This is a genomic window from Pseudomonas sp. Leaf15, assembly GCF_001421425.1.
Lineage (GTDB): Bacteria > Pseudomonadota > Gammaproteobacteria > Pseudomonadales > Pseudomonadaceae > Aquipseudomonas > Aquipseudomonas salomonii.
The window spans coordinates 626,864-653,051 of the sequence record NZ_LMKI01000001.1; the positions used below are offsets into that span (position 1 = coordinate 626,864).

Consider the following 26,188-nt stretch of genomic DNA (forward strand, 5'->3'; position numbering starts at 1 on the left):
CGCTTGAACATGAGAGGCTGGCAGGTCATGGTCAGTGCCAATCAATGGACGAACGGCTTAGGGCAAACGTCCCCGTTCAATGGCGAGGCCTGGAATTAACGATTGATAGGTCCGAAGGTGAGCCCTTTCAGGAACCAGCGCTGCTCTGGTGTAATCGAGTCGGCCTGTTTTGCATTTTCGATTTCGGTAGCACCGATCTGCGCGTAGTAGGCGCATGGGGAAAATCAGGCAATAAAAAGCCCAGCGCGACGGCTGGGCTCTATTACGCAAGGAGCTAGAAGATCATGGAGTCCAGTAAGCAATCTTGCCGCCTGCACCAACAGCGATAAAATTGCCGTTGCCGTAGGCGACGCTCCGGATATCGGTTCCTGCGAAAGTGTTGGCTTGCTGAACCCAGCCGATCCCATCCTCGGAAACGGCTGTCTTGCCGCCGTCGCCGACAGCTACATACTTGCCATTACCGTAAGCAATGTCGCGGATGATGGTTCCACCGAAACTGGTATCTGCAACAGCAGTCCAGTTAAGCCCATCGGGTGAATATGCCATCTTGCCATCCGCACCAACGATAAACATTTTCCCGTTGCAAAGCTTCATGGAAAGGATGGTGCTAGTGCCGAAGGTGCTGGTTACGGTCGAGAATGATTGCGGATTACCCGTCGCCATCTTCACAGCGCTAAGCAGCTTCCCATTCGATCCCGCAACCAACACAAAAACGCCAATGACGTTGACGCAGTACACAGTCTCGTCAGAAGTGAAGGTCGTTGTGCGCTCCACCTGGCCTGACCAATCGCCATAGCGGGAAAAGACTTTACCGTTAGACCCAACCAGTATCCAGGTCGCGTCGCTGCCGGAAATTGGCTGATAATACACAATGCCTTGCAAGTCTCCGGACGCGCGAACAGTTGCCGTAATGTTTGTCCAAGCCCTTTCAGGGCGTGCTGTGCTGCCGTAGGCCACATTGCCGGATTGAGAAACGGCTTGAAGCTGTGTCCCAAGACCGTTCCAGTACAGGTCATTGAGGACCTTTGCGCTATCAGAGGTGACGACGTCCTTAAGCTTGGTCCACGCTGTACCAGTCGCGCCTCCGCTGACAAGCTGAGTGGTTGTGGGAAGACCGTTGCCACCAGCCGCATAAAACTTGCCGTCCCCAAAAACCACGCGCCTAAGCATGCCGGTGTTATCCACCGGTTGCACTTGGGTCCAAAGATCTTGCAAGGTTTGAGACGCTGAGTTTGCGTTTTCCATTTTAAAACTCCGTTACTGAGCTGATTTAAGTTCAGGCCTCTATATTGGGCGTATGGCGCTCATGGGCGATGGCTCGAGGCGCGTGGCCTTCACATGGTTCAACGTCCCGCAACGGGAACATTTGATCTGGAGTTCTGTAACCTCACCTATTCGAGCAAGGAGTTTTTTGCAGTTTCCGCATCGAAGCTCTCTCAACATAAGTTCCTCCAACATCAGTGAACTGCTGCTGCGAATGACTTACCTGTTCACGCCGACAACCCATTCGCTGTAATCGAACTGCGATACCCCGTCACCGGATCGCCAACATGCACCACCTGTTTCATCGACCACTGGCCCTGCATATACGAAGGCCAGGTTTCATCCAGCACCAGCAAACCCTCAGCGGCCAGCAGCGGGTTGCCAGGGCAATCGATCACCAGTTTCAAGCCTTCGCGTCCCACACGACGCAGTTCGCCTTCAGCCACGGCACGCGCCTCGGCTTGGTTCTGGCAGCGCTGACGCAAGGTTTTGAACGGTGCCACCCCCACCTCGACTACCTGCTGTTTGCCACCTGCGGCATCCCACCAGGTCACGCGACTGCCCATGTATTTGGAGCGAGACGTTTCGTCGAGCTTGGCAGTGATGAAGGCCTGGTCACCGGGGCGGTTGTCCTGGGTCACGGACAGCTTCACCTGCGGTAATAGTTGCCCGGTAAGTGATTTGACCTGCCCCGCCTCGGCCAGCACGTACAGCTCGTTGATTGGTTTGGTGACCGCGCTGTAGCGCTTGGCAAGGCGGGTGATGAACGCCATGTCGCTTTCATTGGACTGGTCGATATGGGCAATCGCAATGCCTTCCAGCGCAGGAGCCACACGCGGTGAAAACCCGTGGCGACTGACCAGTTGGCGAAACAGTGCGCCCAACGTGGTTGGCCCGTAACTGGCCGACCGTCGCTGACGATAACCGCTGGCGTCGAGCATGCTGAAAGGTGCGGCAGTCGCCACGATCATCAAGCGCATGGGAAACAGCACGGGCGTGCGCTGCGTGATCACAAACTCGCCTTTTTCCACCAGCGCCGACTCCTGATAACCCACGCGCAAACCGATCTTGCCGCTCAGGCTGGGCAAACCTTCCAGTCCCTCGATATTGAGGGTCAACTCCAGCCGGTCAGACTCGATACCTGCAGCGTCGGTATGGCTCCAACGCATCAAGCGTTGATTGAGCAGCGCGGCATTAGCGCCATAAAACTCCACGATCGGCGTAAATCCCTGTGCCATGTCGCCTCCTTAATCCCACGCCAGAACAGGCCGCACAGCCGCCGGCCGCGTTTGCATTTCCGGCACGATGACCCACACACCGGCGGGCAGTACCGGCCCGTACTCGGCAAGCTCGGGGTTCAGACGCCAAAGGGTTTCTTCCGCCGCGTCATCGCAACGGCCCAATTCGCGGTAGAGCAACAGGTTGACCGAATCACCGGCAATACTTCGCACTCTACGCATTGACGAATTCCTCCAGTTCCATAGTCCAGGCCATGACCATGGCAGTGCCGTCATCGATCACGTTGCTCTGGGTTTCCATTACCGAATTGATCCGCCACAGGCCCCAGTTACGGCCGATACCATCGACCAACGGCAAGGGTGCTCGCGCATTTTGCAGCGCACGCAGTTCATCCAGGCGCTGCATGCCGATGGCGCACATCGCTGTGCCGGTGAACGTGAGCTTCTCCAGCTTCTGCCCGCTTTGCCGCGACTGGGGTTTGCTGGCAATAATCGCCAGGTCACTCCAGCCGCCGTCAGTGGTACGCACCAGCCCGGAATAGGCAAAGCCTCGGGACAAACCAAAAATAAAGTCGCCCAGGACCATTTGTTGTCGCATCAATCACCTCCTGAAGGGTCAGCCAGAGCCACGTTGCGCCGAATGCCCAGAGCGTCGGTGACCATTGGCATGCACTGAAACTGCAGGGCCTGGATCACCTGATTGACGACTTGCTGGGCATCGGCCGGGTTGACGCCGGTGATCTGGATGCTCGGGGCGAGGGAGACTTGCACGTTGTCCGTGCGCGCGGCATTGAGCTCTTTGCTCACCGCACCAGGCGCGGGCAGGCGATCATTTGTGCTGAACAATTTCTCGCCAAGCCAGGTGCCCGCCTCACTGCCGAGCAGGCCGCCAATTGCGCCACCGACGGCGGTGCCGACACCGGGAAAAATCAGCGTGCCGATGGCGGCACCGGCGGAGGCGCCGGCCCAGGCGCCACCGGCCGTGGTGAGGCCTGCACCGACAGCTTTGGCGTCACCGTTACGTACGCCCTGTACCACGTCCATAGCAGTGTCGACGTACTTCAGTGGGCCGAGGCGGCGGGCGGCGGACGACTCCAGCTTTGCCAACGCTCCCGACAACCCGGCCGTCAGGCCTTTGGACGTGCCACGCGCCACGGTCCGGTTTGCCGCAGGCGCCGCATAGGCAGTAAACGAACTCACCGGAGACTGGGTAGAGGCTTGCGACGCTCGCTTGCTGTCGAACGCAAGCAGTGGTTGACCCATGACATTGACCGGGAGCGAGACCTTGGCAGCAGGGGCGGAACCTTGCGATTTGATATCGGCCGACGTTCTGACCAGGCTGGTTTTAACCTCGCGTGATCTGGATTGACGGGTCTTTTTGCTCTTGCCGCGTGGCTTGCTTGCAGTGCCCTTGGGCCGCGCTTTGTCTTTCTTTCTGGTGGTCTCGCCGACGCTTTCAGGCATCTGCGCGGCGGCTGTTTCAAGTGGGCCACGAATATCCGCTGGCAGCGCTCCCGTGCAGCAGCACTCCTTGCCTTTGCCCGCATCCTTGTCTTTGCCTTTGTCTTCTTTAAGCCACTTGGCGGCGGTCGGATAACGGTCGGCCACCGCATCCAGCGCGCGGCCGGAAATCCTGTCCTTGGCCTTGTCCCACAAACCGCTGAGCACTTCCTTACCGACGAACTTGGCGGCATCCGCGCCTAACTCAAGGCCTTGGTCGGTCAAGGAGCGGGGAACAGGCTCAGGCTTCACCGGCTCGCCCGTGGCGATTGCGGTGCTGGCATGGGCGGACTGGGTTGCCAGCGAATTTCCGGTAATAAACAGTGTGCTGGTGAGCGTCTCCAACGCCTCGCGCAAACGGACCTGCTCTTGTGTCAGCATGTTGATGTCCACACTGACGGTAACCAACGCCGAGGTCAGCTCATGCTGCGGCGCAGGCTGGGGCACCGAATCCAGGCTGACAGGCGCTGCGAGGTCTGCACTAAAAGGTGCCAGCACACTGCCAAGGTCCGCGTCGCCAAGCAGCCACAGCTTGTCTTCCTGGGCGAGCCGCGTTCCAAATTGACTCTGTTGCATCCCGCTTACTCCTGTTTAACGCCAAGGCGAGTGATCGCAATGTCGTAGCGGCGCAATGCTTTGCCGGCGTCCCAGTCGAGGATCTCCGCCTCATTGACCGAGTAAATCAGCGGCACCACATCGAGGATTACTTCGATGTCGCGCTGCGAAAGAAGTCCGCCGGTTGATTTAAAAAATCGTCGATGCGCTCCTGCAGTTGCGTCCAGTCGGGCACGGTGAGGCCGGCGAGATCGGGGATCATCAAACCGGTGCAATGCGCGGTGATGAACTCGGCGCGTTCTTTGTTGGTGGCGAGTTTTTTCATCACCTTGGTGGCGCGCAGGGCGGGCATTTCCAGAGACAGTTCGGTCAGGCTGTGACCGGCCGCATCGAGCGCCAGCAACAGCTGGACCGGTTGGTCGTGGCTCCCCTCGTCAGGCTGATCGAGGAAGAACGACGCAGGGCGTGTCGACATGTCATGTACGTACTGAGCGATGCTCACGTAGTCCGGGCGCTTGAGCTGATCGAGTTCTTTTTCCGACAGGCCGGTGGCGAGTTTCGCCAGTTCAAAGAACTGGTCGTCCTCGTCATCACCAGCCCGGGCCAGCGCGTCTTTTTGCGCAGCGTAAAACAACGGCTTGAGTTGAATCTGCTGGATCGTCGCGCCAGTGTCGGCGGTGATCGGAGACAGCAGGATGTGCAGCGGTGGCATCCAGGCCATGGGGCAACTCCTTGTTAAGCTTTTTTGAGGTTCAGCGCAGTCAATGTGGGAGCCGGGCTTGCCCGCGATGCAGACGACTCGGTATGTCGGGTGCACCGAGGTGATGCTATCGCAGGCAAGCCAGCTCCCACATTGACCGTGCCCGCTTCGCCTTTAAGGCATCAGCACCGCGCGGCGTGCATCGCCGAGAATGTCGACGCCGTTGAGCACGAACTTCTGGGTGCGCACGTCGATGTCGATCACCGAAATGCCGTTTTCCAGACGGTTGTAGGTACGGCAGGACAGCTCCAGGGTGGTGGTAACCTTGTCTCCCATCTTCAGCTTCGCCTCGGCCAGGGATTTCAATTTGCCGCCGACGGTGTGGTAGGTGAAGTAGGTTTTGCCGTCCTGGTCTTGTCCGGCTTCACGCACGTTGAGCAGGATGTCGTCACCCAGGCGCACGCCCAGGGCCAACATGATTTCCGGGCCGGCACCTTGCAGCACCAACGTGGCACCGAGCACCTTGCCGCTCTTGGCCATTTCTTCGGCGATGAAGCGCCCGCCGGACATGGGCTCCATGTCGAACTCGATCTTCGGCGGGGTGAATTCCTCCACCGTCGCGGACAACGGCAGGCCTTGAAGGGTGGCGGCAATGGCCTGTCTTACACGGTTGGTAAACATTAGAGAACGTCCTCCAGGAATTGCTCGATGATTTCATCGCGGGCATTGAGTTGATAAATCATGTGTTCGTTCGGCGCGTAGCGGCCGTAGTCGATGACGATGAACCAGGTGCCGTTCTTGTACTTCTCGACACTGTTCAATTCCGGATGCAGGTACACGCTGCCGCCGGGGATGGTTTCATCGGCGACCAGGGTTTGCAGCCAGTCGTTGATGCGCTTGACCTCCTGGTCCATGAACGACTTGGTGAGGTTCTTGGCCATGGCTTTCTGGCCGGCCTTGACCAGCTTGCGGCTGATGGCATCTTCCAGGCCGACGTAGCTGATGAACTTGCCGGTGATGGAGCGGTTACCCAGCAGCGAAAAACCGCCGAGGATAGTGCGCGCGTAGTAGCTCACGCCGTAACGGTTGAGCAGGTCGCCTTCGGTGGAGGTGTCGAGGATGTTGTACTCGACCACGCGGGAAACATCCTCGGCGAACGTCACCTGGTTACCAGGGCTTTCCCATTGCTTGACCTTGGCCAACGCGGCGATGGCCAACGAGGATGGCGCCAGGAACACGTTTTTCTTGGCTGCCTTGGAATACACCGACGGCAGGTTGTGCACCAGCAGGCAACGGTCGAAGCCGAGGTCGGCACCGCCCAGTTCGCCGCTGTAGGTCACCTGGTCAGCGACCGAGACGTCCTTGCCGTCCAGCACCACACGGGCCTTGACTCGCTTGCCAAAGGAGGCGAACTCACCGGCCACGGCCTTGGTGCCGGTGAAGCCTGGCGCGCCGATGATGGTCAGGTCTTCCGGGACGCTGCTCAAAGCCGCCAGGCCCAGCTTGCGGCCGGTGGTTGGCTCGTTGCCGCCGATCACATTGTTGATCGTGTCAGCCGGGGTTGCGCCCTCCTCCACGATCACCACATAGACCGGCACTTTCACCACTTTGAGGATCTGGTACACCGCCTGAAACAACGTGCCCGACTCGGCACCGGTAGGGTCCAGCAGCGCCTGAGTAGTGAAGCTGTTGATGCGAAACGGCGCGTTTTTCGGAATCGACGCGTGGGCATTCGGCGCGGTGCCGACCAGGCCGATAACGTTGTCGCCCAGGCCACCCATGGCCTCGGGGGATTCGGTGGCATTCACAGTGATGCCGTTGTGCTCGAAGTTCAAAACCTCAGCCATGATCAGTCAGCCTTCTTGGGGGTGGAGTTAAGGACGCTGGTCAGTTCCAGGCGGCCGGCGGTGCGCAGGGCGGATGCTTCGACGTCGAGCAGTTCCAGCTCTTCGCCGGCGGTGGACCAGTGGCCACCTCCGGTGGGGAATGGGATGAGGACGGTGTAGGTTTGGCGGTTGGCCATGGGTAAGTTTCTCCAGACGCAAAAATGCCTTCTGAACAAGAAAATTCAGTGGGCGAAAAAAAACCGCTTTCGCGGTCGTGTCAGTCACTGGGTTGGCGCTACAGGCCAATCGATTGAGGATGGGAAACCTGCCTGCTTGTCGAGGCGGTTCAGTTCGACTCGATACAGCCTCCAGGCTTGCAGCCGTGCCAACTCGTCATCGGTTGCCTTCCCCAACTCTTGTGCATCCAACAGCGGTGCGATGCGTATCGCCGCGACTTGCAGTAGCTCGTCTCGACGTTGCAGCGTTTCACTGCTAACCAGCAGTGCCATAACCTCAGCCGCATCGTCAGACGACAAACCGATATGCTGAAGACTCTCTGCGTCTGGATTGACGTAGATCGAGCCCTTGTAAGTAACTGTTCTCACTTAAAAACTCCTTATGCAGAAATAGTTGTATAAACCTGCCTGGCGGTGTAGGAACCTGGCGCCAAAGTAAGCAGATTATCCAGCGTTGCCCCAGCGCCGAAACCAACAATAGACACGCTACTGATATCAACCATTTTGGGCACACCGACATTCACGATTGTGCTCTGTGTCCCACCTTTACTGATTGTCGTCTGCGCAAGGCTAAGTTGAATAAATCCGTAATACGTGCTGAACAGCGGCACGTCTTGAACAACGACCTCACACTTATGAAAGAAGAGCTTAAAACTCACGCTCTCACCCAGACCGCCGTCGCGAGAAAACAAACCTCCGTAATCGGGGCCATATTGAGACACGCCATTAGCCAGCCCAGTTTCGATTCGGCAGTCCGTAAATTTGATAGACATCTCAGTGAAGGCAGAGAACCCACCACACACATAAGTATTGGAGTCAGAAAAGCGCACCAATGCCCCGCGCACAATTGGCTTAGAGGCTTCCGTACCGTAGGGAACAAATAGAATCGACATGTTATCAACGTTGGTGCCGCCCAGGCCCCGACCGACTTCATAAACCTTACCGCGTCGCAAAAAAATAGTAGCGGAACCGCACAACATCACTCTGTTAACTGCCGCCGCAATAGTTTTAAGCGGCTTATCGGGGGTCAAGCCACTGTTGGTGTCCACACCACTGGAAGAGTCCACATATAACATCTTGTTAACTTCTGCGCGAACAGCAGCTGGAACCTGTTCAGTTGCCGCAGCGACGCGCTGATCTATCAATGAAATCTTTTTATTGACCGTGTCCGTCAACGCATTGCATGCCGACACCAAGCCGGCGATTACCGTTTCCAAACTCATCGTTTAAACTCCCTGTAAAATATCTATTTGGTTTCCATACTCATGACGCGAAACAAAACCCCCACATGCCTCGCCATGTTGTCAACGCTGGCTGCCGCCAGTTGAGCGAATTCTTCGGTCAATAAGACATTGAGGTTTTCACTGCCCACTACCACCGTCACACTGTCTGTTGGCAACGGCGAAATATCCAGCGTGAACTTTTGCAGCACCCGTGCCGTCGACGCTTTATAGGTCAGCAACTTCCCCGCTACGGAATACACCGCCAGCAAGGTCCCACTGGCGAGGTAAAAACCGAACTCGCCAATTTCATACTCGGCCTCGCCATCAAACAGCGCGGCCATCCTGAGTTGCCGCTCACCCAGGTCCTCGTAATCCACAATGGCGACGCGCTGGCGCTCGTCGCGCAAGGCCACTTCGGTGCCGTCGGGGTTGTAGCGGCCAGTACCGGCGCCGACGTGGGTGATTTCGCCTTTCAAACCCTGGTTCTTTGCCTGCAGCACTTCATCCAAACCCTTGGAGGTGAAGCGCACCAGGCGCGTAATGTCATCTGTCATGGCTGCGCCCTGAGGTCGTAGTCGTTAATGGTGTAGTGCTGGGCAACCCCAGCGCTGTTAAGCCGGGCAACCAGCGCAACGTCCGGCAGCGCTCCTTCCAGGTACAACTCGCCGTCACTTAACGGCGCATGGAGGACCTGAGTGAGCGCAAGCCGCCCTTGGGTTTCATGCACGATGGTGATGGTCGCCTGGTCCCGCTCGCTCTTGGCCGCGTTGATACGGCGAATCAAACGATTGTGATCACCGCTGGACCAACTGCGCCCGATGATGGCCTGCACGTCGAAGGTGTAGGGCATATCCCTAGGCCGCTGCTGATACCAGGCGCTGATGTTGGGGGTGAACCCCAGCGATTCCACCGCATGACTCAACGCCTTGGGCGTGCCTGCCTGACGCTGGATCTGCCAGGACAGGGCCACGGTCAGGCGCTTTTCGGTTTCGCTGGCGTCGGCGTCCCATTCACTGACGCCGCGGTCGGCGGCCAGGTAAGGCAGAAATTCGCCCGGGGTTTGCAGTGGGTTCATCAACGCCGGAAACGGTGGCGAGACCCGGTCGAGCAATTGCCCGAATCCCACGTCCAGAGCCTTTTCCAACGGTGAGCTGTTGGCGGGCAACAAACTCGCTTTGTGCTCACTCATAACGTGCGCACCTCCACCTCGACACCCGTGCAATACGGGGCCTGGAAGGCGTTGCTGATAATGGGTTCGAGCGGTTCAACGATTTGTAACTGCGCGGCACCGGCGCTGTGAATCGCGTAGTCGATCCAACTGGGATCCACCCGCCCTTCGAGGCGATGACAGGACTCTGCGTAATCTTGCAGCAGTTTCTGCGCCGCTACCTGAGTGAGGCCCGAATCCGGACCGGCGTTGATCTTGGCGACCACACGGATTTTGTAACGCAGGATTTGCGCAGCTTGCACGCTGACCAGATCTGTCTCCGGCCTTACATCCGGCCGTGCGAAATGGCGGCGAACACCGTCAAGCAAATCCGCAGAGGGCGTGCCGTCGCCTTCGCGAGAAAGCACCGTGACCATCACTTCGCCGGGCGCTATTCGACGCGCGTTGCCGTCCTTGACCTGCGCGGCATAACCGTCGGGATCAAAGGTGTAGCTGACCGTCACCACGCCCGGCGTCGCGCTTTGCACCTTCACCGACGGCCGTTCACCCAGGGTAAAAACCTCACGCCGATACTGCATGCGCGAGCCGGCTGCTGGGGCATGGGGTGCCAGGTAATAACGCAAGCGAGCGTCGTCGTCACTTTCCAATGTCGGCGGCACCGGCGGAAACGCCGCCGGGTCGCCGGGGTCGAGCACTTGGCGTTCCAGGCCCATATCCGCCAGGCGTGCATCCAGGTTGCTGCCAGTGGCCCACCACGCCAGCATCTGCTTGATACGGGCATTGTATTTGCGTTCGTGGGTTTGCAGCCTTACACAGAAGGCTTCCAGGGCCAGGGTCAGCAACTCGCTTTCGTTGTCGAGGCTGACCTTGAGTTTGGCCGCGCTTTGCGGTGCTCGGGTGGCGACGTAATCGACCACAAACGCCTTGAATTCGGCCAATAGCGGCTCGAACTCATCCACCGCAATGATGGCCGGTTCCGCCAGTTGGTTCTGGCCGGGGATCAGCATGCTCATGTCACGACCTCGAAGGTTTGTTGGCGGTTTTTCCAGGTGCCGGCGAAGCGCAACAGCAGGCCGGCGCCTTGGCGGGTGGCGACGATGACCTGAGGTTGAAAATCGCCGATGCCGTTGTGGCTGTTGTAGAACGCCTGCGCGGCGTGGCTTTGGGCGAGGATCAGCAGGTCGTCGCCGAGGTTCTGGCCAAGCAGTTGCGGGATCAGCGAGCCGTACAGCGGGCGTTTCTGCCGAGTGCCCACCGGGGTGGTGAGCGCTCGGGTGGCGCGCTGCACGAATTGCAGCCAGTCATCGACGGCTGCCCCGGTGTTTCGATCGATGCCGAGCATGGGATGTCCTTATCGTGGGCTGATGACGCGACCTTGGTGGTCCACCAGCGGGCCGCTGAAGTGCGCGCCGCCAGCGTCCAGTACCAGGCGGGTGCCGCCGATTTGCAGGGTGATGTTCTGGGCGCTCATGACCAAGCTGGCGGCGCCGACTTTGACGTCTACCTGTTCGCGCGAACCGCTGAACGTGGTGGGGCCGTTGACCCAATTGAAGGTGTGACTGGCGTCGTCGTAGTCGCTTTGTGTGCCGTCCTGATGGCGCCGTCGGGTCAATGTGGCAACGCTGGAGACGGGTGGAAACTGACTACTGTTGAGGCCGAACAAAGCCACCGACTGCCCCCCGCCTTCGCCGCCGCCGTAGTTGAGCAACAGGCATTGTTCGCCCACGGACGGGATGCGCGTTTCGGTTTGCGAACCCGCGCTGGGGTTGAAAAAGCGGATCGCCGGCGTGACTAAATCACCGTGGCTGACCTTGCAGGTATTGCTGGCGGCGTCGACCGACTGACACGTGCCAATCCGACAAAAACTTTCGGCGCGTCGATACAGGTCTTCAAGCTGGGCTTCCATCTCTGCCAGACGCTCGACAATCGGCCCCAGTTGCATGCGTAACAGCGCGTCGAACATGGGCTACTCCGCCAGTGGTTTGTATTGGTCGGGATCGTCGATATCCGCCACTTCCCAGGTGCGGGCAAACAGCGGCTGGCCGGTAGGATCTGTGAGTAACACCGGCCCGATGTAGACGGTCTGGGTGAAGGAAACAGTCCAGGTGTCGTAGTCCGTTTCTGCTGTTGTTGCAGCAACCGGAGCGGCGACGATGTTTATCGGCAAATCGCACTGGGCCAAGGGCAGGCCCCAACGGTTATCCAGCACTTGGTCCATAAGCTGGCTGGCCAGGTCGCAGGCATCAAACGGCAACGCCCCCGGCGCCACCATGGCCCGGAGCGAAATCGTCAGTGCGTGCGCCTTGCGCCCTTCACGAGAGCGAATACCCGGGCCATTGCCTTCGACCGTGATCAACACGCCGGTTTTATCCAAGGAGCCCTGAAAATCCTGGTGATTGCCAACCTTCAAGGCAGGGAAGGCCGCATGCAGCGCCGCGCTAATGGCAAGGGGCAGTTGGGAGGGTTTTTCGATAAGGGTCATAGTAAGTAGCGTCCTTGCAACGGTTACTGCGGGTCTTGGCCGGAGCCTTGGTTGACCCCGATGCGCTTAGCCGCCCAGCGTTCATAAAGGCCGATGGCGACGTCGGCACCGGCCATTGCGGTGAGGCAACCAATGGCGCCGGCGGTCCAGATCGACATGCCGGCGGCGTAGCACAGCATCAAGGCTGAAACGCCGCAGACCATGCAGGCGCCGGAGCGCAGGGCCAGGCGACGGATCAGCGACCAGCCACGTGCGCCCTCCTTGTCGGCGCGCCACATTTCGCCGGACACCCCGCCGATCACTGCCAATACGATGACCAGCCAGATAGGCATTTCCGCTAACGCTTGTTGTTCATTTGTCATGTCACGCCTCCTGGCTGAGCACTCAATAGTCCATTTTTCATTCACACATGCTTCGATAGGTCGGCATTCCAAAAAGCCCGGTCGCCCGGGCTTTTCAGTAATGATGTCCTCGAACGTTCGGCGCTACTGGCGCGGTACGGTTCTTTCCTCAATGTTTTTCCGACCACGATCCCTGTCTGCCGGATAACTGCTTCTGGTGCTTTACGCTGCACACCCGGGTCAGTTGCCAACCCTCTGAACCGTTAAGGCCGGTTCATCGCTGCCTGTTTTTTAAAGCGGTGTAACTAAAGAGCGTCGGCATCCTTGCCGGTGTTGCCTGGCATCCCTGCCATCGCTTCGATGGCGTCCTTGCCGATGTTGCGTGCCTTCCTTGTCACTTTCCTTGGCAGCATCCTTGCCGCCTCCACCACCTTGTTGGCTGGCTTGAGATGAAGAATATGCATGTATGCATATACAGTCAATGCACAAATGCATTTATTTTTGCTATCGGAATGCACCAGCGCATTTCGAACCTTATGGGCCAGGGGTTTACCGGTTTTCTACGGACGAAAAAAAGCCCGCACATGGGCGGGCTTTGTCTTACGCAAGGAGGTTAACGGGCGTACATGCCCCACCAGAACACATGGCCGAGGATGCTGATTTGCTCATCTTGGATATCCTGGAAGCTGTAGTCCTCATCCGGGTGCTCATCGCGATTGAAACTGCGCAGGCGAATCCCGGAAGGCAGGCGGTAGAGCTGTTTCACCCGCAATTGGCCATTGTGATTGATGGCATACAAGTCGCCATCGACGATGTCACCAATGCCGCTCTTGCCCGCATTCACCCCAACCGTCGCGCCGTCGCGCAGCACCGGCAACATACTGTTGCCACGCACCGTCACGCATTTGGCCTGATCGAACTGCACCCCGTTGTGGCGAAGGCTGCGCTTGCCGAACCGCAGGCTGGCCTTCTCGCTTTCCTCGATGACGAATCTTCCTGATCCAGCAGCCAATTCAACCTCGCGCAGAAAGGGGATCGACACCTCGTCATCATTAACGGGCGTGTCGTCGTCCCACAGGCTTATGTCCTTGAGTTCCGAATGCATCGGGTCGCGCCCGTCATCGCGCCCAGCGCCCAACGCCGCGCGCCCGCGCAGGTGGTCGGTGCTGACGCGGAAATACTCGGCGATGCGCGAGATGTGCTTGTCCGACGGATCAACGATCTTGCCGCTGAGGATCCGGGAGAGTGTGGATTGAGGCACGCCGGTACGCCGGTGAAGCTCCGTGGGGGAGATCCGGTCGCGGTCCAGCAGCTCTCTTAAGACGGTTGAAACGTTGCGTTTTTGCATAACGGCGATAGTGCCGGGAGTTTTTGGGGTTGGCAAATGCTAAATTGCATATTTTATGCAGAAACAAGGATGTGTTGAGTGAAGTTTCGGCCCGTCGCGATGTTTTAACCGAGTGATAGTCTTTGATACGCCGCTGGGGCAAGTGGGGATGTTTTTGATGGAAAAGGCCGCATTTCACGACACAGAAGCAAAAAAGGGACTGATTTATTTTCCGGATAATCAAATAAATCTGTCCCCTTTTTGCTGGTGTATGCAGCGCTTTGAGCGGGTTGAGGGTGGAGTTCGTGGTGCCTGGAATGTGCCAACCGATTAGCTAGCGGATTTATTTTTCTTAAAATAAATCTGTCCCTTTCTTATTGCTAATTTTTCTTGTGGTCACCACTTGCACGCAGCGCGGATTTCTTTCAGCGCTTCACTTGCACCAGAGGTATCAAACGTTGCCGTAACAGGGCTTTCGCTATAAGGGGTCACATTCGCTACAAAACTTTCCGCTTCAATCAGAGCTTTAAGGGAAGGTACCGGTGACCCTGGAAAAAACGAGGACTTATGATCCGTAGATACCTGCCAAGACGACTTCACCGCTTTAGCCCTACCAATACGGTGTGTTACAGAGATTCTGTCAGTGCCAAGGAATGAGGCCCAATTGATGTAAAAGTCTGTCTCGCCTTTTGCGCAACGAACAACCAAGTCAATGCCGTCCCCATAGCGACCTCTTCCACTGGAGGCATCGAGCATCGCCACGTAAACAGATTTGTCGGTCAACGGATCAGTGGATGTGCTCGTGGACCATTTACCTTTGCCGACGGTAGTGGTGGAGACAGTCTTGGGAGCAAGATTGTTTTGGTCAGCAATGCTGTCGTAGCAAGCAAGGCGCTCAACAGAACCGCTCATTGATGCACACAAAGCCACTTGCTTATCTTCGATTGCCGCGCTAGTCACAAGAGGGGTTAGCATCAGCATTGCAGCTAAAATTCTATGCGTTTTCATCTCACTACCCTGTGATGGCAAATGGAAATCATATCATTGAGCTCGAACTACGCCCACTCACGCAGTTGCACTCCCCATACCATCACGCTAACCTCCCCCGGTCGCTGCAAATTCAGCGACCGGGTGTGAGAACCCGAGCAAATCAAGGCGCAAAGCGCCCAAGAACCCTATCGCGGCGTTTTTTTTCGTCTGCGGTATCGTTTTATGGCGGCTGTGCGTGGGAGACCTTCGGGTCTACCGGTTGCCTTGATTGCCGGTTTCTCACCCTGCGCACAGCTGCCACCCAAACCCGTGAGAAGGTTCGTGGCAGTTCCTCAAATCAAGGAGCTTTCACTTATGTGCTGCTACGTTTATTGCATCAAAAGGTGTCACCTTTCTCGGCTCATTTCCTCCGTCCTAGGAGGTGTTTTATGAGCACTGCGCAAGATCTAACCACCCTAGGCGTCACCCCCTTCTCCTTCCATTCCGACCAACCGCTATTTCGCGTCAACAGCGGCGTCTCCCTGCACGAAGCTTTAAACCACGCCTCCGACCTCCTCCACGTCGCCAAGCAACTCGCCGAAGATGCGGCGATGACCAAGGAGACGGACCGGTACGCCTGGGCGTCGCATTACTTGCAGGAGATGGTCAAGGCGGTGGTGGATGATGTGGTGAAGGTGTTGGATTCGCCCGGCAACCTTCAGTAAATCGGGCGACAGTAAAAAAGGGTGGCGCTTATATAAAGGCGCTGCCCTTTTTGTGTTTTACCTGGCCGTTTGCGACCTGCGAAGGGCCGACTTCACGTGTTAACCTTGCGCCCATCGCAACAAATGCTGGGCCAAGCGCCCAATGCCGATCAGTTAAGCGACTACGATTGGGCACGATGTTGAGCTTTAGAACTTCAGCGATGCGGGGGCTGCGGCCTGCAGGTACAGCGCGGCGATCCCTTCGCAGCCTCGCTAAGGCTCGACAGCTCCCACATTCGGCCTGCGTCGTTTGGAAGTCCGCGCTCCGCAACTGATCGACACTGGACCAAGCGTGCCCTTTGCCCCATCACTTTCAACGAATTTGCTAACTATCTGATGAGTAAAAACAGCTCCGATCTGTCTTCCCACACCCCGATGATGCAGCAGTACTGGCGTCTGAAAAACCAGCACCCTGATCAGTTGATGTTCTATCGCATGGGCGACTTCTACGAGATCTTCTACGAAGACGCGAAGAAGGCCGCCAAGCTGCTGGACATCACCCTGACCGCGCGCGGGCAGTCGGCGGGGCAGTCGATTCCGATGTGTGGAATTCCTTACCATTCGTTGGAAGGTTACCTGGTCAAGCTGGTGAAGCTGGGCGAGTCGGTGGTGATCTGTGAGCAGATCGGCGACCCGGCCACCAGCAAAGGGCCGGTGGAACGTCAGGTGGTGCGCATTATTACGCCGGGCACGGTGAGTGATGAGGCGTTGCTGGATGAGCGTCGTGACAACCTGATCGCGGCGGTGTTGGGCGATGAGCGTTTGTTCGGCCTGTCGGTGCTGGATATCACCAGCGGCAATTTCAGCGTGCTGGAGATCAAGGGTTGGGAGAACCTGCTGGCGGAGCTGGAGCGCATCAACCCGGTGGAGTTGTTGATTCCGGATGACTGGCCCAAGGATCTACCGGCGGAAAAACGCCGTGGGACCAAGCGTCGTGCGCCGTGGGACTTTGAGCGCGACACGGCGCTGAAAAGTCTGTGCCAGCAGTTCTCGGTGCAGGACCTTAAAGGCTTCGGCTGCGAGACCCTGACCCTGGCCATCGGCGCCGCCGGTTGCTTGCTCAGCTACGCGAAAGAAACCCAGCGCACCGCCCTGCCGCATTTGCGCAGCCTGCGCCATGAGCGTCTGGATGACACCGTGGTGCTCGATGGCGCCAGCCGTCGCAACCTGGAGCTGGATACCAACCTGGCCGGTGGCCGTGACAACACGCTGCAGTCGGTGGTCGACCGTTGCCAGACGGCCATGGGCAGTCGTTTGCTGACCCGTTGGTTGAACCGTCCGCTGCGCGACCTGACCGTGCTGCAAGCGCGCCAGACATCTATTACTTGCCTGCTGGATCGCTATCGCTTTGAGAACCTGCAGCCGCAGCTGAAAGAAATCGGCGATATCGAGCGCATCCTGGCGCGAATTGGCCTGCGCAATGCGCGGCCACGTGACCTGGCGCGCCTGCGCGATGCCTTGAGCGCGCTGCCGCAGCTGCAAGTGGCCATGACCGAGCTGGACACGCCGCACCTGCAACAACTCGCCGTCACGGCCGGTACTTACCCGGACCTCGCGGCGCTACTGGAAAAAGCCATTATCGACAACCCGCCGGCGATCATTCGTGACGGCGGCGTGCTTAAAACCGGTTACGACAGCGAGCTGGACGAGCTGCAATCCCTGAGCGAAAACGCCGGGCAGTTCCTGATTGACCTGGAAGCCCGCGAAAAAGCCCGCACCGGCCTGGCCAACTTGAAGGTCGGCTACAACCGTGTACACGGCTACTTTATTGAGTTGCCGAGCAAACAGGCCGAGTCGGCGCCGATCGATTACCAGCGCCGCCAAACCCTTAAAGGCGCCGAGCGTTTCATTACGCCGGAGCTCAAAGAGTTCGAAGACAAGGCCCTGTCGGCCAAAAGCCGTGCCCTGGCGCGCGAAAAGATGCTGTATGAGGCGTTGCTTGAGGACTTGATCAGCCGCCTGGCGCCGCTGCAAGACACCGCCGCCGCCCTGGCGGAACTGGATGTGCTGAGCAACCTGGCCGAGCGGGCGCTGAACCTTGACTTGAACTGCCCGCGTTTTGTCAGTGAGCCGTGCATGCGTATCGTGCAGGGGCGCCACCCGGTGGTGGAGCAGGTGTTGACCACGCCGTTTGTGGCCAACGACCTGTCGCTGGATGACGACACGCGCATGCTGGTGATCACCGGTCCCAACATGGGTGGTAAATCCACCTACATGCGCCAGACCGCCTTGATCGTGTTGCTGGCGCACATCGGCAGCTTTGTGCCGGCGGCCAGTTGCGAGTTGTCGCTGGTGGACCGCATCTTCACGCGGATCGGTTCCAGTGATGACCTGGCTGGCGGCCGTTCGACCTTTATGGTGGAGATGAGCGAAACCGCCAACATCCTGCACAACGCCACCGAATGCAGTTTGGTGCTGATGGACGAAGTGGGGCGCGGCACCAGCACCTTCGATGGCCTGTCGCTGGCGTGGGCGGCGGCCGAACGTTTGGCGCATTTGCGCGCCTATACGCTGTTCGCCACGCACTATTTCGAGCTGACAGTGTTGCCGGAAAGCGAGCCGCTGGTGGCCAACGTGCATCTCAATGCCACCGAGCACAACGAGCGCATCGTGTTCCTGCACCACGTGCTGCCGGGGCCGGCGAGCCAGAGTTACGGCTTGGCCGTGGCGCAGTTGGCGGGGGTTCCCGCACAAGTCATCGCCCGCGCCCGCGAACACTTGAGCCGCCTGGAAGAAACCGCCCTGCCCCACGAGATTCCCGTGGCGAGCCCGGCCAAAACCAGCAGCAAACCCAGCGCGCCGCACCAGAGTGATATGTTCGCCAGCCTGCCCCATCCGGTGCTGGATGAGTTGGCAAAGCTTGACCTGGACGGCTTGACGCCGCGTAAAGCGCTCGAAATGTTATATGCACTGCAAGTTCGGATATAACGCACAGGCTTGCAAGCTGGTAGACTCTCGCGCGGTTTGGGATGCTGCGGGTTATTAGCCTGGCCTGCAGACTATCGCTCCCGAACCTCGCGAGCCCTGCCACACAGGGTTTCGCTGCCGCCGCCTGAGGAGAAAATTAGAAATGACCTTCGTCGTTACCGACAACTGCATCAAGTGCAAGTACACCGACTGCGTCGAAGTGTGTCCGGTGGACTGCTTCTACGAAGGCCCGAACTTCCTGGTTATCCACCCGGATGAGTGCATCGACTGCGCCCTGTGTGAACCAGAGTGCCCGGCCAATGCGATCTTCTCCGAAGATGAAATCCCGGCGGGTATGGAAAACTTTATCCAATTGAACCAGGAGTTGGCTGACATTTGGCCAAACATCACAGAGCGTAAAGATGCGCTGCCAGACGCTAAAGAGTGGGATGGCAAGCCAGGCAAGATCGCCGATCTGGAACGCTGATCAACTTGCTGCATCGAAAAGGCCCCTTGCGGGCCTTTTTGCATTTGCGGGTGGTCGGTTTCACTTTTCTGCAGGCAAAAAAAAGGGGCGGTATGACCCGCCCACATTTTTTCCCTAGTCCCTGTATTCCTTTTCATCATCCTGATGAATCGCTTCCTGCGACGTTCCTTCAACCATCGTTCCTTGATGGCTGTGCCAATCCGTGGACACAGGGCTGATCTTAGAGAGTTCCGAGGGAAGTTCAACGGGATCCAAGTGATCGGCTGACAGACTTGAACGCTCATTCAAGTATAAATATTTGTTATTTTTCAAAAGGATAGAAAATTCTTTCGTAGTTTCGAGATGGACATGCCTGGTAAAAAAACCAAACACTTACGAAAAAGTAAGCAAATGCTTACACGCGCAATTGCGTAAACGCATGATTCGGAACCGTTGACTGATCGGCAGGCATAAAAAAGCCCCGACAACGCCGAGGCTGTTTTCCTTCAGCAGACTCAGTCGTCGCTGACAGTGATGGTCGGCATCGCCGGTGCCGCCGCTTCCTGCAGGACGATCCGCGCGCCCACATGACGGGCCAGTTCCTGATACACCATAGCGATCGGCCCATCGGGCTCTGCAGCCACGGTCGGCTTGCCGCCATCGGCCTGCTCACGAATTTCCATCGCCAGCGGTAACGACGCCAGCAATTCAACCCCGTACTGGGTCGCCAGCTTCTCGCCGCCACCTTCACCAAACAAATGTTCGGCGTGGCCGCAGTTGGAGCAGATGTGTACCGCCATGTTTTCCACGACGCCCAGCACCGGGATGTTGACCTTGCGGAACATCTCCACGCCTTTTCTGGCATCCAGCAGCGCCAGGTCCTGAGGCGTGGTCACGATCACCGAACCGGCCACCGGCACCTTTTGCGCCAGGGTCAGCTGGATATCGCCGGTACCTGGCGGCATGTCGATCACCAGGTAATCGAGGTCGCCCCAGGCGGTCTGGGTGACCAGTTGCAGCAAGGCGCCGGAGACCATCGGCCCGCGCCAGACCATCGGCGTGTTGTCGTCGGTGAGGAAGGCCATGGACATGACTTCCACGCCCAGCGACTCAATCGGTACAAACCACTTCTGGTCCTTGACCTTGGGCCGTGTGCCTTCGGCGATGCCGAACATCACGCCCTGGCTCGGGCCGTAGATATCGGCGTCGAGGATGCCCACGCGCGCGCCTTCGCGGGCCAGCGCCAGGGCCAGGTTGGCGGCGGTGGTGGATTTACCCACGCCGCCCTTGCCGGAGGCCACGGCGATAACATTCTTGACGTTGGCAAGGCCCGGGATCTGCGCCTGGGCCTTGTGCGCGGCGATCACGCACTGGATGTCGACCTTGGCCGAACGCACGCCGTCCAGGCCTTCGATGGCCATTTGCAGCATCTGCGCCCAACCGCTCTTGAACAAACCGGCGGCATAGCCCAGTTCCAACTGGACCGACACCTGGTCGCCCTGGACTTCAATGGCACGTACACAGCCGGCGCTGACCGGGTCCTGGTTCAAATAGGGGTCGGTGTACTGGCGAAGAACGGCTTCCACCGCTGCGCGATTGACGGCGCTCATGGGCTACTCCCGAAAAAAGACTGACTGAAACAGGCGGCTATCCTAACCGTTCCGGCCGCCCAGCGGCATGCTTTCGAGGCCTGGGAAGATTCAGAAACAGCACCACGGGGTGAAATATATTTCCCGGCGCTTTATAGTGGCCGACCTCCGTTTCATCAAGTAGCCGAGCCCCATGTCCGAGCCACGCAAGATCCTCGTCACCAGCGCCCTGCCCTATGCCAATGGTTCCATCCATCTTGGCCATATGCTTGAGTACATCCAGACCGATATGTGGGTGCGCTTCCAGAAGCATCGCGGCAACCAATGCATTTATGTCTGCGCGGACGACGCCCACGGTTCGGCCATCATGTTGCGCGCCGAGAAGGAAGGCATCACCCCGGAACAACTGATCGCCAATGTGCAGGCTGAACACAGCGCCGACTTTGCCGAGTTCCTGGTGGACTTCGACAACTTCCACTCGACCCACTCCGAAGAAAACCGCGAGCTGTCGAGCCAGATCTACCTGCGCCTGAAAGAAGCCGGGCACATCGACCAGCGTTCGGTGACCCAGTATTTCGACCCGGAAAAGAAAATGTTCCTGGCCGACCGCTTCATCAAGGGCACTTGCCCTAAATGCGGCACCGAAGACCAGTACGGCGACAACTGCGAAAAATGTGGTGCGACCTATGCACCGACTGACTTGAAGAACCCGAAGTCGGCAATCTCCGGCGCCACTCCGGTGCTCAAGGATTCCCAGCACTTCTTCTTCAAGCTCCCGGATTTCCAGCAGATGCTGCAAACCTGGACCCGCAGCGGCACCTTGCAGGACGCCGTGGCCAATAAACTCTCCGAATGGCTCGACAGCGGCCTGCAGCAGTGGGACATCTCCCGCGATGCGCCGTACTTCGGCTTCGAGATCCCGGGCGAGCCGGGCAAGTACTTCTATGTGTGGCTGGACGCGCCGATTGGCTACATGGCCAGCTTCAAGAACCTCTGCGACCGCACGCCGGAGCTGGACTTCGATGCGTACTGGGCCAAGGATTCCACCGCCGAGCTGTACCACTTCATCGGCAAGGACATCGTCAACTTCCACGCGCTGTTCTGGCCGGCCATGCTCGAAGGCTCGGGCTATCGCAAGCCGACCGGTATCGCCGTGCACGGCTACCTGACGGTCAATGGCCAGAAAATGTCCAAGTCCCGTGGCACCTTTATCAAGGCGCGCACCTACCTGGACCACCTGTCGCCGGAATACCTGCGCTACTACTACGCCGCCAAGCTCGGCCGTGGCGTCGACGACCTGGACCTGAACCTGGAAGACTTCGTACAGAAGGTCAACTCGGACCTGGTCGGCAAAGTCGTCAACATCGCCAGCCGTTGCGCCGGGTTTATCCACAAGGGCAATGCCGGCGTGCTGGTGGCTGAAAACGCTGCACCGGAGCTGACCGAAGCCTTCCTGGCCGCCGCGCCGAGCATTGCCGATGCCTATGAAGCCCGTGACTTTGCCCGCGCCATGCGCGAGATCATGGGCCTGGCCGACCGCGCCAACGCCTGGATCGCCGACAAGGCGCCGTGGTCGCTGAACAAGCAGGAAGGCAAGCAGGCGGAGGTCCAGGCGATCTGCGCCACGGGCGTCAACCTGTTCCGTCAGTTGGTGATTTTCCTCAAGCCGGTGCTGCCATTGCTGGCCGCTGATGCCGAGGCGTTCCTCAACGTCGCGCCGCTGACCTGGAACGACCACGCCACCCTGCTCAGCAATCATCAGTTGAACGAGTTCAAGCCGTTGATGACGCGTATCGACCCGGTAAAAGTCCAGGCCATGACCGACGCTTCGAAAGAAGACCTGGTCGCCAGCCAGACCGACACCGGTTCAACTGCGCCCGCCGGTAACGGTGAGTTGGCCAAGGATCCGATTTCGGCGGAAATCGACTTCGACGCGTTTGCCGCCGTCGACCTGCGCGTTGCGCTGATCGTCAAGGCCGAGGCCGTCGAAGGTGCCGACAAGCTGCTGCGCCTGACCCTGGACCTGGGTGGCGAGCAACGTAACGTGTTCTCCGGCATCAAGAGCGCCTACCCGGACCCGTCCAAGCTCGATGGCCGCCTGACCATGATGATCGCCAACCTCAAGCCACGCAAAATGAAGTTCGGTATCTCCGAAGGCATGGTAATGGCAGCGGGCCCTGGCGGCGAAGAGATCTACCTGTTGAGCCCCGACAGCGGCGCCAAGCCGGGCCAACGTATCAAGTAAGCCTGCAAAGCCCGTTTGCGGTACGCGGGCCTGGCGTGGCAAACGGGCTTTCTGTGGCAAACGGGCATACCGTGGCAAACGGGCTTTTTGTGGCGAGCGGGCTTGCCCCGCGTTGGGCTGCGCAGCAGCCCCAATAAAGGCGCCGCATTTTGCCTGTTAAACCGAGTGTCTGTACCAAGGGCCGCTCCGCGCCCCAACGCGGGGCAAGCCCGCTCGCCACAACAGACTCACTAGCCACGCCAACAGGCCCTGTTTGTTCAACCGGCATACCAATGATCACCCCATGAACTTGATTCAACGTATCGACGCGCTGCTGCCGCAGACCCAATGCGGCAAATGCGGGCATCCGGGTTGCAAGCCTTACGCCGAGGGCATCGCCCAAGGCGAGGCGATCAACAAGTGCCCGCCCGGTGGGCAGGAAACCATTGCGGGCCTGGCCCACCTGTTGCGCGTGCCGGTGTTGGAACTGGACACCAGTCGTGGCGAAGCTCCGGCCCAGGTGGCCTACATTCGCGAAGCCGAGTGCATTGGCTGCACCAAGTGCATCCAGGCGTGCCCGGTGGATGCGATTGTCGGCGCGGCCAAGTTGATGCACACCGTGATCATGGATGAATGCACCGGCTGCGACCTGTGTGTTGCGCCCTGCCCTGTGGATTGCATTGAAATGCGCCCTGCGACCGCTGTGCTGGCGATTGTCGGCGGCCTGGCCAGCAATGAGCTGCAGTATCAGGCACGCGCCCTCAAGCGCGACCGTGCGCGGCGGCGCTTCGAACAACGCAATGCGCGGCTGCAACGCGAGGAGGCGCATAAACTCGCGGAACGCCTGGCACGGGCTAAACGTTCGGCACCGCCGGCTGCCCCCGTAGCAGCCGATGACACTCAAGCGGCCCGGGATACAGCGGTCAAGAAAGCCAGGATCGCCGTCGCCATGAGCCGTGCCCAACTGCATAAATCACTCAAGGCATTTGGACATCCACCGACCTTTGAGCAGCAGTCGCAGTTGATCCTGCTGCAACAGCAGTTCGAAGCGGCGGAGCAGGCGCTGGCCGCCCTGGAAGTAAATGACATACCGGCGCCAGCAGTTGCGCCCAGTAACAGCGCCGATCTCAAGCGCGCTAAAATCCAGCTGGCCATGCGTCGCGCAGAATTGCACAAAGCCCAGAATCAAAACGCCGCCCCAGAGCAACTGGCCGAGGCGCAAAGCAAACTCGATGACGCACAACGCCACGTGGATGCTCATAACAGCGCTTAAACCGAAAATAAACCCTGCTGTGTGTATTGCTACAATCCCGCTGATCGCCTGCAAGGAACCACCCGCCCCATGAATGCCGCAAAACGCCTGGAAATTTTCCGCAGGTTTCACGAAGACAATCCGGAACCCAAGACCGAGCTGGCCTACTCGTCGCCGTTCGAGTTGCTGATTGCGGTGATCCTGTCGGCACAATCCACCGACGTTGGCGTCAATAAGGCTACGGCCAAACTGTACCCGGTGGCCAATACGCCAGCCGCCATTTACGCTTTGGGTGTGGACGGTTTGTCGGAATACATCAAGACCATCGGCCTGTACAACAGCAAGGCCAAGAACGTCATTGAGACCTGCCGCCTGTTGGTTGAATTGCACGGCAGTGAAGTGCCGCAAACCCGCGAAGCCCTGGAAGCACTGCCAGGCGTAGGCCGCAAAACCGCTAACGTGGTGCTCAATACCGCGTTCCGGCAACTGACCATGGCAGTGGACACGCATATTTTCCGCGTCAGTAACCGAACCGGCATCGCGCGCGGCAAGAACGTGGTCGAGGTCGAAAAGCAGTTGATGAAGTTTGTACCCAAGCCCTATTTGCTCGACTCCCACCACTGGCTGATCCTGCACGGGCGCTACGTATGCCAGGCCCGCAAGCCTCGCTGCGGAAGCTGCCGCATCGAAGACCTGTGCGAATACAAGGACAAAACCTCGGATGATTGAGGGTTCATTGGTTTTCTCGATCAGTCGATTGAAAAAATCTTTTTTACCCGTTCGTGGATTATCGTTATAAGGAGCGCCAACGGCAGTCTTAGCCCGGAGTTAACCTTATGAGCACTGGCAAAGAACAACTGGATGTAGAAGACGATCTCGTTGAAGTGGCGGATGACGAAGGGGACGCCCCTGTGGCAGAGGTGGCCAAGACCAATTTGAGCAAACGCCGCACTATCGACAACCTGCTGGAAGAGCGACGCTTGCAAAAACAACTGGCCGATTACGACTTCGACCTCTGATCGATGCGCTGACGGCCGGAAGCCTCCCTGACGGAGGCTTTTTTTTGCCGGTTATTCGGGTTTTAGTGCGCAACCGCACCCGCGTCTACACGAGGCCGTTGCGCTGGGCCAGCTCGATCAGGTCTACGAGGGAGCGTGCATTGAGCTTGAGTAACAGCCGGGTCTTGTAGGTGCTGACGGTTTTGTTGCTCAGGAACATGCCATCGGCGATTTCCTTGTTGGTTTTGCCTCGGGCCAGTTGCTGCAACACCATCATCTCGCGACCCGACAGGCGTTCAACCATGTCCGCCTCGCTGGCATTGCCCATGGTCGAGCGTACCGAGTTGAGCGCCTGGTTGGGGAAATAGCTGTAGCCGGAGAGCACCGCCTTGATGGCGCTCAACAGCTCGGTCAGGTCCTGTTGCTTGCACACGTAGCCCGCCGCCCCCGCCTGCATGCAGCGCATGGAAAAATGGCCGGGCGCCTGGGACGTCAGCACCAGCACCTTGACGGGCGCGGACTGCTTGGTAGACGCCAGCCGACAGATAACTTCCAGGCCATCGAGCTTGGGTATCCCGATATCCAGTATGACAATGTCCGGCATATGTTCCCGTGCAAGTTGCAACGCATCGACGCCGTTATCAGTCTCGGCAACGACTTCATAACCATGACGTTCCATTAGCATGCGCACAGCAAGACGAATGACGGGATGATCATCCACGATCAGCACTTTATTCATGAGAAAGTCCAATTTCGCTGTTCGAATTATTTAGAGCAAGCACAATAGCCTAGTCGTTTCCTAGTTGGCATAGCGCTCCCCCCCAAGCAACAGCAAGCAGAGACCCAACCCACAACGATATAGGAATTAACCTACAAAAAAACACAAACTCAGGTGCATCCGGTTTTATGGAGCCCTTCAGAACTTTCCGGGTCCGTACATATTTTGAGTGAAATATGCACCACAGAATGGGTGCAAGGTAAATGTACCGCACATGACTTTCAGGAAATACCCCTTGCTTGTGGCAGCAAGGCCAGTGAGCACCGGCAAAAAAATCAACTGATTTAGTTCCATTCAACATAGCGGTTTACATCCTTATTTCCTACAGAAGTTTCAGCGCCCTACATACTCGCCTTACTTAGGTAGTGAATTTTCCGTCAGA

At 58.3% G+C, this 26,188-nt stretch carries 31 protein-coding genes; 7 read left to right on the forward strand and 24 right to left on the reverse strand.

Going from position 1 to position 26,188, the window contains the following annotated elements; translation table 11 throughout:
- Positions 1-282: 282 nt before the first annotated feature.
- The 22 genes from ASE80_RS03050 to ASE80_RS29745 all read right to left on the reverse strand — a co-directional run bounded on the left by ASE80_RS03050 (position 283) and on the right by ASE80_RS29745 (position 14,867).
- The gene (locus ASE80_RS03050) at positions 283-1,245 is read right to left on the reverse strand and encodes a hypothetical protein (protein WP_056857600.1); all 963 of its coding nucleotides are present in this window, start codon (positions 1,243-1,245) and stop codon (positions 283-285) included.
- 39 nt (positions 1,246-1,284) lie between these two features.
- Complete coding sequence (locus tag ASE80_RS29740; RefSeq protein ID WP_074854399.1) at positions 1,285-1,443, reverse strand: Com family DNA-binding transcriptional regulator; 159 nt, start codon at positions 1,441-1,443, stop codon at positions 1,285-1,287.
- A gap of 47 nt (positions 1,444-1,490) precedes the next feature.
- Entirely contained in the window at positions 1,491-2,501 is a 1,011-nt protein-coding gene (locus ASE80_RS03055; protein ID WP_056857601.1) for a contractile injection system protein, VgrG/Pvc8 family, read from the reverse strand.
- Between the two features lie 9 nt (positions 2,502-2,510).
- Positions 2,511-2,723 carry a tail protein X gene (locus ASE80_RS03060; RefSeq protein WP_056857602.1) on the reverse strand — a complete coding sequence of 71 codons (213 nt, stop codon included), beginning with the start codon at positions 2,721-2,723 and terminating at the stop codon, positions 2,511-2,513.
- The gene (locus ASE80_RS03065) at positions 2,716-3,099 is read right to left on the reverse strand and encodes a phage tail protein (RefSeq protein WP_056857603.1); all 384 of its coding nucleotides are present in this window, start codon (positions 3,097-3,099) and stop codon (positions 2,716-2,718) included. The genes ASE80_RS03060 and ASE80_RS03065 overlap by 8 nt, the downstream gene beginning before the upstream one ends.
- Entirely contained in the window at positions 3,099-4,577 is a 1,479-nt protein-coding gene (locus ASE80_RS03070) for a hypothetical protein (protein ID WP_056857604.1), read from the reverse strand. Before ASE80_RS03070 ends, ASE80_RS03065 begins: the two co-directional genes overlap by 1 nt.
- A gap of 127 nt (positions 4,578-4,704) precedes the next feature.
- A complete protein-coding gene (locus ASE80_RS03075) occupies positions 4,705-5,277 on the reverse strand; it encodes a phage tail assembly protein (protein WP_056857605.1) in 573 nt (190 codons plus the stop codon).
- A gap of 153 nt (positions 5,278-5,430) precedes the next feature.
- On the reverse strand, positions 5,431-5,937 hold the full coding sequence (locus ASE80_RS03080) for a phage major tail tube protein (RefSeq protein WP_056857606.1): 507 nt from the start codon (positions 5,935-5,937) through the stop codon (positions 5,431-5,433).
- Positions 5,937-7,103 carry a hypothetical protein gene (locus tag ASE80_RS03085; protein ID WP_056857607.1) on the reverse strand — a complete coding sequence of 389 codons (1,167 nt, stop codon included), beginning with the start codon at positions 7,101-7,103 and terminating at the stop codon, positions 5,937-5,939. Before ASE80_RS03085 ends, ASE80_RS03080 begins: the two co-directional genes overlap by 1 nt.
- Positions 7,104-7,105: 2 nt before the next feature.
- Positions 7,106-7,279, reverse strand: coding sequence for a hypothetical protein (locus ASE80_RS31085; RefSeq protein ID WP_163005422.1), 174 nt, complete (start codon positions 7,277-7,279; stop codon positions 7,106-7,108).
- A gap of 84 nt (positions 7,280-7,363) precedes the next feature.
- Positions 7,364-7,687 (reverse strand): tail fiber assembly protein, encoded by a 324-nt coding sequence (locus ASE80_RS03090; protein ID WP_236708794.1) that lies wholly within the window; start codon positions 7,685-7,687, stop codon positions 7,364-7,366.
- 11 nt (positions 7,688-7,698) lie between these two features.
- The gene (locus ASE80_RS03095) at positions 7,699-8,541 is read right to left on the reverse strand and encodes a hypothetical protein (RefSeq protein WP_056857608.1); all 843 of its coding nucleotides are present in this window, start codon (positions 8,539-8,541) and stop codon (positions 7,699-7,701) included.
- 23 nt (positions 8,542-8,564) lie between these two features.
- Entirely contained in the window at positions 8,565-9,095 is a 531-nt protein-coding gene (locus ASE80_RS03100; protein ID WP_056857609.1) for a hypothetical protein, read from the reverse strand.
- Positions 9,092-9,730, reverse strand: a complete 639-nt coding sequence (locus tag ASE80_RS03105) for a phage tail protein I (protein WP_056857610.1) — start codon at positions 9,728-9,730, stop codon at positions 9,092-9,094. The genes ASE80_RS03100 and ASE80_RS03105 overlap by 4 nt, the downstream gene beginning before the upstream one ends.
- Positions 9,727-10,722, reverse strand: coding sequence for a baseplate J/gp47 family protein (locus ASE80_RS03110; protein WP_056857611.1), 996 nt, complete (start codon positions 10,720-10,722; stop codon positions 9,727-9,729). Before ASE80_RS03110 ends, ASE80_RS03105 begins: the two co-directional genes overlap by 4 nt.
- The gene (locus ASE80_RS03115) at positions 10,719-11,051 is read right to left on the reverse strand and encodes a hypothetical protein (RefSeq protein WP_053254663.1); all 333 of its coding nucleotides are present in this window, start codon (positions 11,049-11,051) and stop codon (positions 10,719-10,721) included. Before ASE80_RS03115 ends, ASE80_RS03110 begins: the two co-directional genes overlap by 4 nt.
- 9 nt (positions 11,052-11,060) lie before the next feature.
- A complete protein-coding gene (locus ASE80_RS03120; protein ID WP_056857612.1) occupies positions 11,061-11,672 on the reverse strand; it encodes a phage baseplate assembly protein V in 612 nt (203 codons plus the stop codon).
- 3 nt (positions 11,673-11,675) lie between these two features.
- On the reverse strand, positions 11,676-12,191 hold the full coding sequence (locus tag ASE80_RS03125) for a hypothetical protein (protein ID WP_056857613.1): 516 nt from the start codon (positions 12,189-12,191) through the stop codon (positions 11,676-11,678).
- A gap of 23 nt (positions 12,192-12,214) precedes the next feature.
- Complete coding sequence (locus ASE80_RS03130) at positions 12,215-12,553, reverse strand: phage holin family protein (RefSeq protein ID WP_053254660.1); 339 nt, start codon at positions 12,551-12,553, stop codon at positions 12,215-12,217.
- A 284-nt stretch (positions 12,554-12,837) separates the two neighbouring features.
- Positions 12,838-12,996: a hypothetical protein gene (locus ASE80_RS30595; RefSeq protein WP_017137056.1), complete on the reverse strand. Its 159-nt coding sequence runs from the start codon at positions 12,994-12,996 to the stop codon at positions 12,838-12,840.
- Between the two features lie 149 nt (positions 12,997-13,145).
- Positions 13,146-13,880 carry a LexA family transcriptional regulator gene (locus tag ASE80_RS03135; RefSeq protein WP_082463551.1) on the reverse strand — a complete coding sequence of 245 codons (735 nt, stop codon included), beginning with the start codon at positions 13,878-13,880 and terminating at the stop codon, positions 13,146-13,148.
- Between the two features lie 375 nt (positions 13,881-14,255).
- Positions 14,256-14,867: a type VI secretion system-associated protein TagO gene (locus ASE80_RS29745; protein ID WP_236708795.1), complete on the reverse strand. Its 612-nt coding sequence runs from the start codon at positions 14,865-14,867 to the stop codon at positions 14,256-14,258.
- 410 nt (positions 14,868-15,277) lie between these two features.
- Between ASE80_RS29745 and ASE80_RS03140 the strand changes: the two genes are divergently transcribed.
- The 3 genes from ASE80_RS03140 (at position 15,278) to fdxA (ending at position 18,986) form a co-directional block, all read left to right on the forward strand.
- Positions 15,278-15,553: a DUF3077 domain-containing protein gene (locus ASE80_RS03140; RefSeq protein WP_056857615.1), complete on the forward strand. Its 276-nt coding sequence runs from the start codon at positions 15,278-15,280 to the stop codon at positions 15,551-15,553.
- Between the two features lie 375 nt (positions 15,554-15,928).
- The gene (gene mutS / locus ASE80_RS03145) at positions 15,929-18,520 is read left to right on the forward strand and encodes a DNA mismatch repair protein MutS (RefSeq protein ID WP_056857616.1); all 2,592 of its coding nucleotides are present in this window, start codon (positions 15,929-15,931) and stop codon (positions 18,518-18,520) included.
- Between the two features lie 142 nt (positions 18,521-18,662).
- On the forward strand, positions 18,663-18,986 hold the full coding sequence (fdxA, locus tag ASE80_RS03150) for a ferredoxin FdxA (protein ID WP_056857617.1): 324 nt from the start codon (positions 18,663-18,665) through the stop codon (positions 18,984-18,986).
- A 494-nt stretch (positions 18,987-19,480) separates the two neighbouring features.
- Here the strand turns inward: fdxA and apbC are convergent, their stop codons facing one another.
- Positions 19,481-20,575 (reverse strand): iron-sulfur cluster carrier protein ApbC, encoded by a 1,095-nt coding sequence (gene apbC, locus ASE80_RS03155; RefSeq protein ID WP_056857618.1) that lies wholly within the window; start codon positions 20,573-20,575, stop codon positions 19,481-19,483.
- A gap of 172 nt (positions 20,576-20,747) precedes the next feature.
- Between apbC and metG the strand changes: the two genes are divergently transcribed.
- The 4 genes from metG (at position 20,748) to ASE80_RS03175 (ending at position 25,049) form a co-directional block, all read left to right on the forward strand.
- Complete coding sequence (gene metG, locus ASE80_RS03160; protein ID WP_056857619.1) at positions 20,748-22,799, forward strand: methionine--tRNA ligase; 2,052 nt, start codon at positions 20,748-20,750, stop codon at positions 22,797-22,799.
- A gap of 283 nt (positions 22,800-23,082) precedes the next feature.
- Positions 23,083-24,051: an electron transport complex subunit RsxB gene (rsxB, locus tag ASE80_RS03165; protein ID WP_056857620.1), complete on the forward strand. Its 969-nt coding sequence runs from the start codon at positions 23,083-23,085 to the stop codon at positions 24,049-24,051.
- Between the two features lie 69 nt (positions 24,052-24,120).
- Positions 24,121-24,759, forward strand: a complete 639-nt coding sequence (nth, locus tag ASE80_RS03170; RefSeq protein WP_056857621.1) for an endonuclease III — start codon at positions 24,121-24,123, stop codon at positions 24,757-24,759.
- A gap of 107 nt (positions 24,760-24,866) precedes the next feature.
- Positions 24,867-25,049, forward strand: a complete 183-nt coding sequence (locus ASE80_RS03175) for a PA3496 family putative envelope integrity protein (RefSeq protein WP_056857622.1) — start codon at positions 24,867-24,869, stop codon at positions 25,047-25,049.
- Positions 25,050-25,134: 85 nt separating this feature from the next.
- Here ASE80_RS03175 and ASE80_RS03180 read toward each other — a convergent pair whose 3' ends face one another.
- A complete protein-coding gene (locus tag ASE80_RS03180; protein WP_056857623.1) occupies positions 25,135-25,767 on the reverse strand; it encodes a response regulator transcription factor in 633 nt (210 codons plus the stop codon).
- Positions 25,768-26,188: the final 421 nt, after the last annotated feature.

Excerpts from the sequence above, each read along its gene's own strand:
- ASE80_RS03175 (WP_056857622.1), top strand. The coding sequence starts at position 24,867 with ATGAGCACTGGCAAAGAACAACTGGATGTAGAAGACGATCTCGTTGAA.
- ASE80_RS31085 (WP_163005422.1), bottom strand. The coding sequence starts at position 7,279 with ATGGCCAACCGCCAAACCTACACCGTCCTCATCCCATTCCCCACCGGA.
- ASE80_RS03140 (WP_056857615.1), top strand. The coding sequence starts at position 15,278 with ATGAGCACTGCGCAAGATCTAACCACCCTAGGCGTCACCCCCTTCTCC.
- ASE80_RS03065 (WP_056857603.1), bottom strand. The coding sequence starts at position 3,099 with ATGCGACAACAAATGGTCCTGGGCGACTTTATTTTTGGTTTGTCCCGA.
- fdxA (WP_056857617.1), top strand. The coding sequence starts at position 18,663 with ATGACCTTCGTCGTTACCGACAACTGCATCAAGTGCAAGTACACCGAC.
- ASE80_RS03135 (WP_082463551.1), bottom strand. The coding sequence starts at position 13,880 with ATGCAAAAACGCAACGTTTCAACCGTCTTAAGAGAGCTGCTGGACCGC.
- nth (WP_056857621.1), top strand. The coding sequence starts at position 24,121 with ATGAATGCCGCAAAACGCCTGGAAATTTTCCGCAGGTTTCACGAAGAC.
- ASE80_RS03085 (WP_056857607.1), bottom strand. The coding sequence starts at position 7,103 with ATGGCTGAGGTTTTGAACTTCGAGCACAACGGCATCACTGTGAATGCC.
- ASE80_RS03120 (WP_056857612.1), bottom strand. The coding sequence starts at position 11,672 with ATGTTCGACGCGCTGTTACGCATGCAACTGGGGCCGATTGTCGAGCGT.
- metG (WP_056857619.1), top strand. The coding sequence starts at position 20,748 with ATGTCCGAGCCACGCAAGATCCTCGTCACCAGCGCCCTGCCCTATGCC.
- ASE80_RS03110 (WP_056857611.1), bottom strand. The coding sequence starts at position 10,722 with ATGAGCATGCTGATCCCCGGCCAGAACCAACTGGCGGAACCGGCCATC.
- rsxB (WP_056857620.1), top strand. The coding sequence starts at position 23,083 with ATGAACTTGATTCAACGTATCGACGCGCTGCTGCCGCAGACCCAATGC.
- ASE80_RS03080 (WP_056857606.1), bottom strand. The coding sequence starts at position 5,937 with ATGTTTACCAACCGTGTAAGACAGGCCATTGCCGCCACCCTTCAAGGC.
- ASE80_RS03050 (WP_056857600.1), bottom strand. The coding sequence starts at position 1,245 with ATGGAAAACGCAAACTCAGCGTCTCAAACCTTGCAAGATCTTTGGACC.
- ASE80_RS03075 (WP_056857605.1), bottom strand. The coding sequence starts at position 5,277 with ATGGCCTGGATGCCACCGCTGCACATCCTGCTGTCTCCGATCACCGCC.
- ASE80_RS03060 (WP_056857602.1), bottom strand. The coding sequence starts at position 2,723 with ATGCGTAGAGTGCGAAGTATTGCCGGTGATTCGGTCAACCTGTTGCTC.
- ASE80_RS29745 (WP_236708795.1), bottom strand. The coding sequence starts at position 14,867 with ATGAAAACGCATAGAATTTTAGCTGCAATGCTGATGCTAACCCCTCTT.
- ASE80_RS30595 (WP_017137056.1), bottom strand. The coding sequence starts at position 12,996 with ATGCATATTCTTCATCTCAAGCCAGCCAACAAGGTGGTGGAGGCGGCA.
- ASE80_RS29740 (WP_074854399.1), bottom strand. The coding sequence starts at position 1,443 with ATGTTGAGAGAGCTTCGATGCGGAAACTGCAAAAAACTCCTTGCTCGA.
- ASE80_RS03180 (WP_056857623.1), bottom strand. The coding sequence starts at position 25,767 with ATGAATAAAGTGCTGATCGTGGATGATCATCCCGTCATTCGTCTTGCT.
- ASE80_RS03100 (WP_056857609.1), bottom strand. The coding sequence starts at position 9,095 with ATGACAGATGACATTACGCGCCTGGTGCGCTTCACCTCCAAGGGTTTG.
- ASE80_RS03115 (WP_053254663.1), bottom strand. The coding sequence starts at position 11,051 with ATGCTCGGCATCGATCGAAACACCGGGGCAGCCGTCGATGACTGGCTG.
- ASE80_RS03130 (WP_053254660.1), bottom strand. The coding sequence starts at position 12,553 with ATGACAAATGAACAACAAGCGTTAGCGGAAATGCCTATCTGGCTGGTC.
- ASE80_RS03095 (WP_056857608.1), bottom strand. The coding sequence starts at position 8,541 with ATGAGTTTGGAAACGGTAATCGCCGGCTTGGTGTCGGCATGCAATGCG.
- ASE80_RS03055 (WP_056857601.1), bottom strand. The coding sequence starts at position 2,501 with ATGGCACAGGGATTTACGCCGATCGTGGAGTTTTATGGCGCTAATGCC.
- ASE80_RS03070 (WP_056857604.1), bottom strand. The coding sequence starts at position 4,577 with ATGCAACAGAGTCAATTTGGAACGCGGCTCGCCCAGGAAGACAAGCTG.
- ASE80_RS03125 (WP_056857613.1), bottom strand. The coding sequence starts at position 12,191 with ATGACCCTTATCGAAAAACCCTCCCAACTGCCCCTTGCCATTAGCGCG.
- apbC (WP_056857618.1), bottom strand. The coding sequence starts at position 20,575 with ATGAGCGCCGTCAATCGCGCAGCGGTGGAAGCCGTTCTTCGCCAGTAC.
- mutS (WP_056857616.1), top strand. The coding sequence starts at position 15,929 with ATGAGTAAAAACAGCTCCGATCTGTCTTCCCACACCCCGATGATGCAG.
- ASE80_RS03105 (WP_056857610.1), bottom strand. The coding sequence starts at position 9,730 with ATGAGTGAGCACAAAGCGAGTTTGTTGCCCGCCAACAGCTCACCGTTG.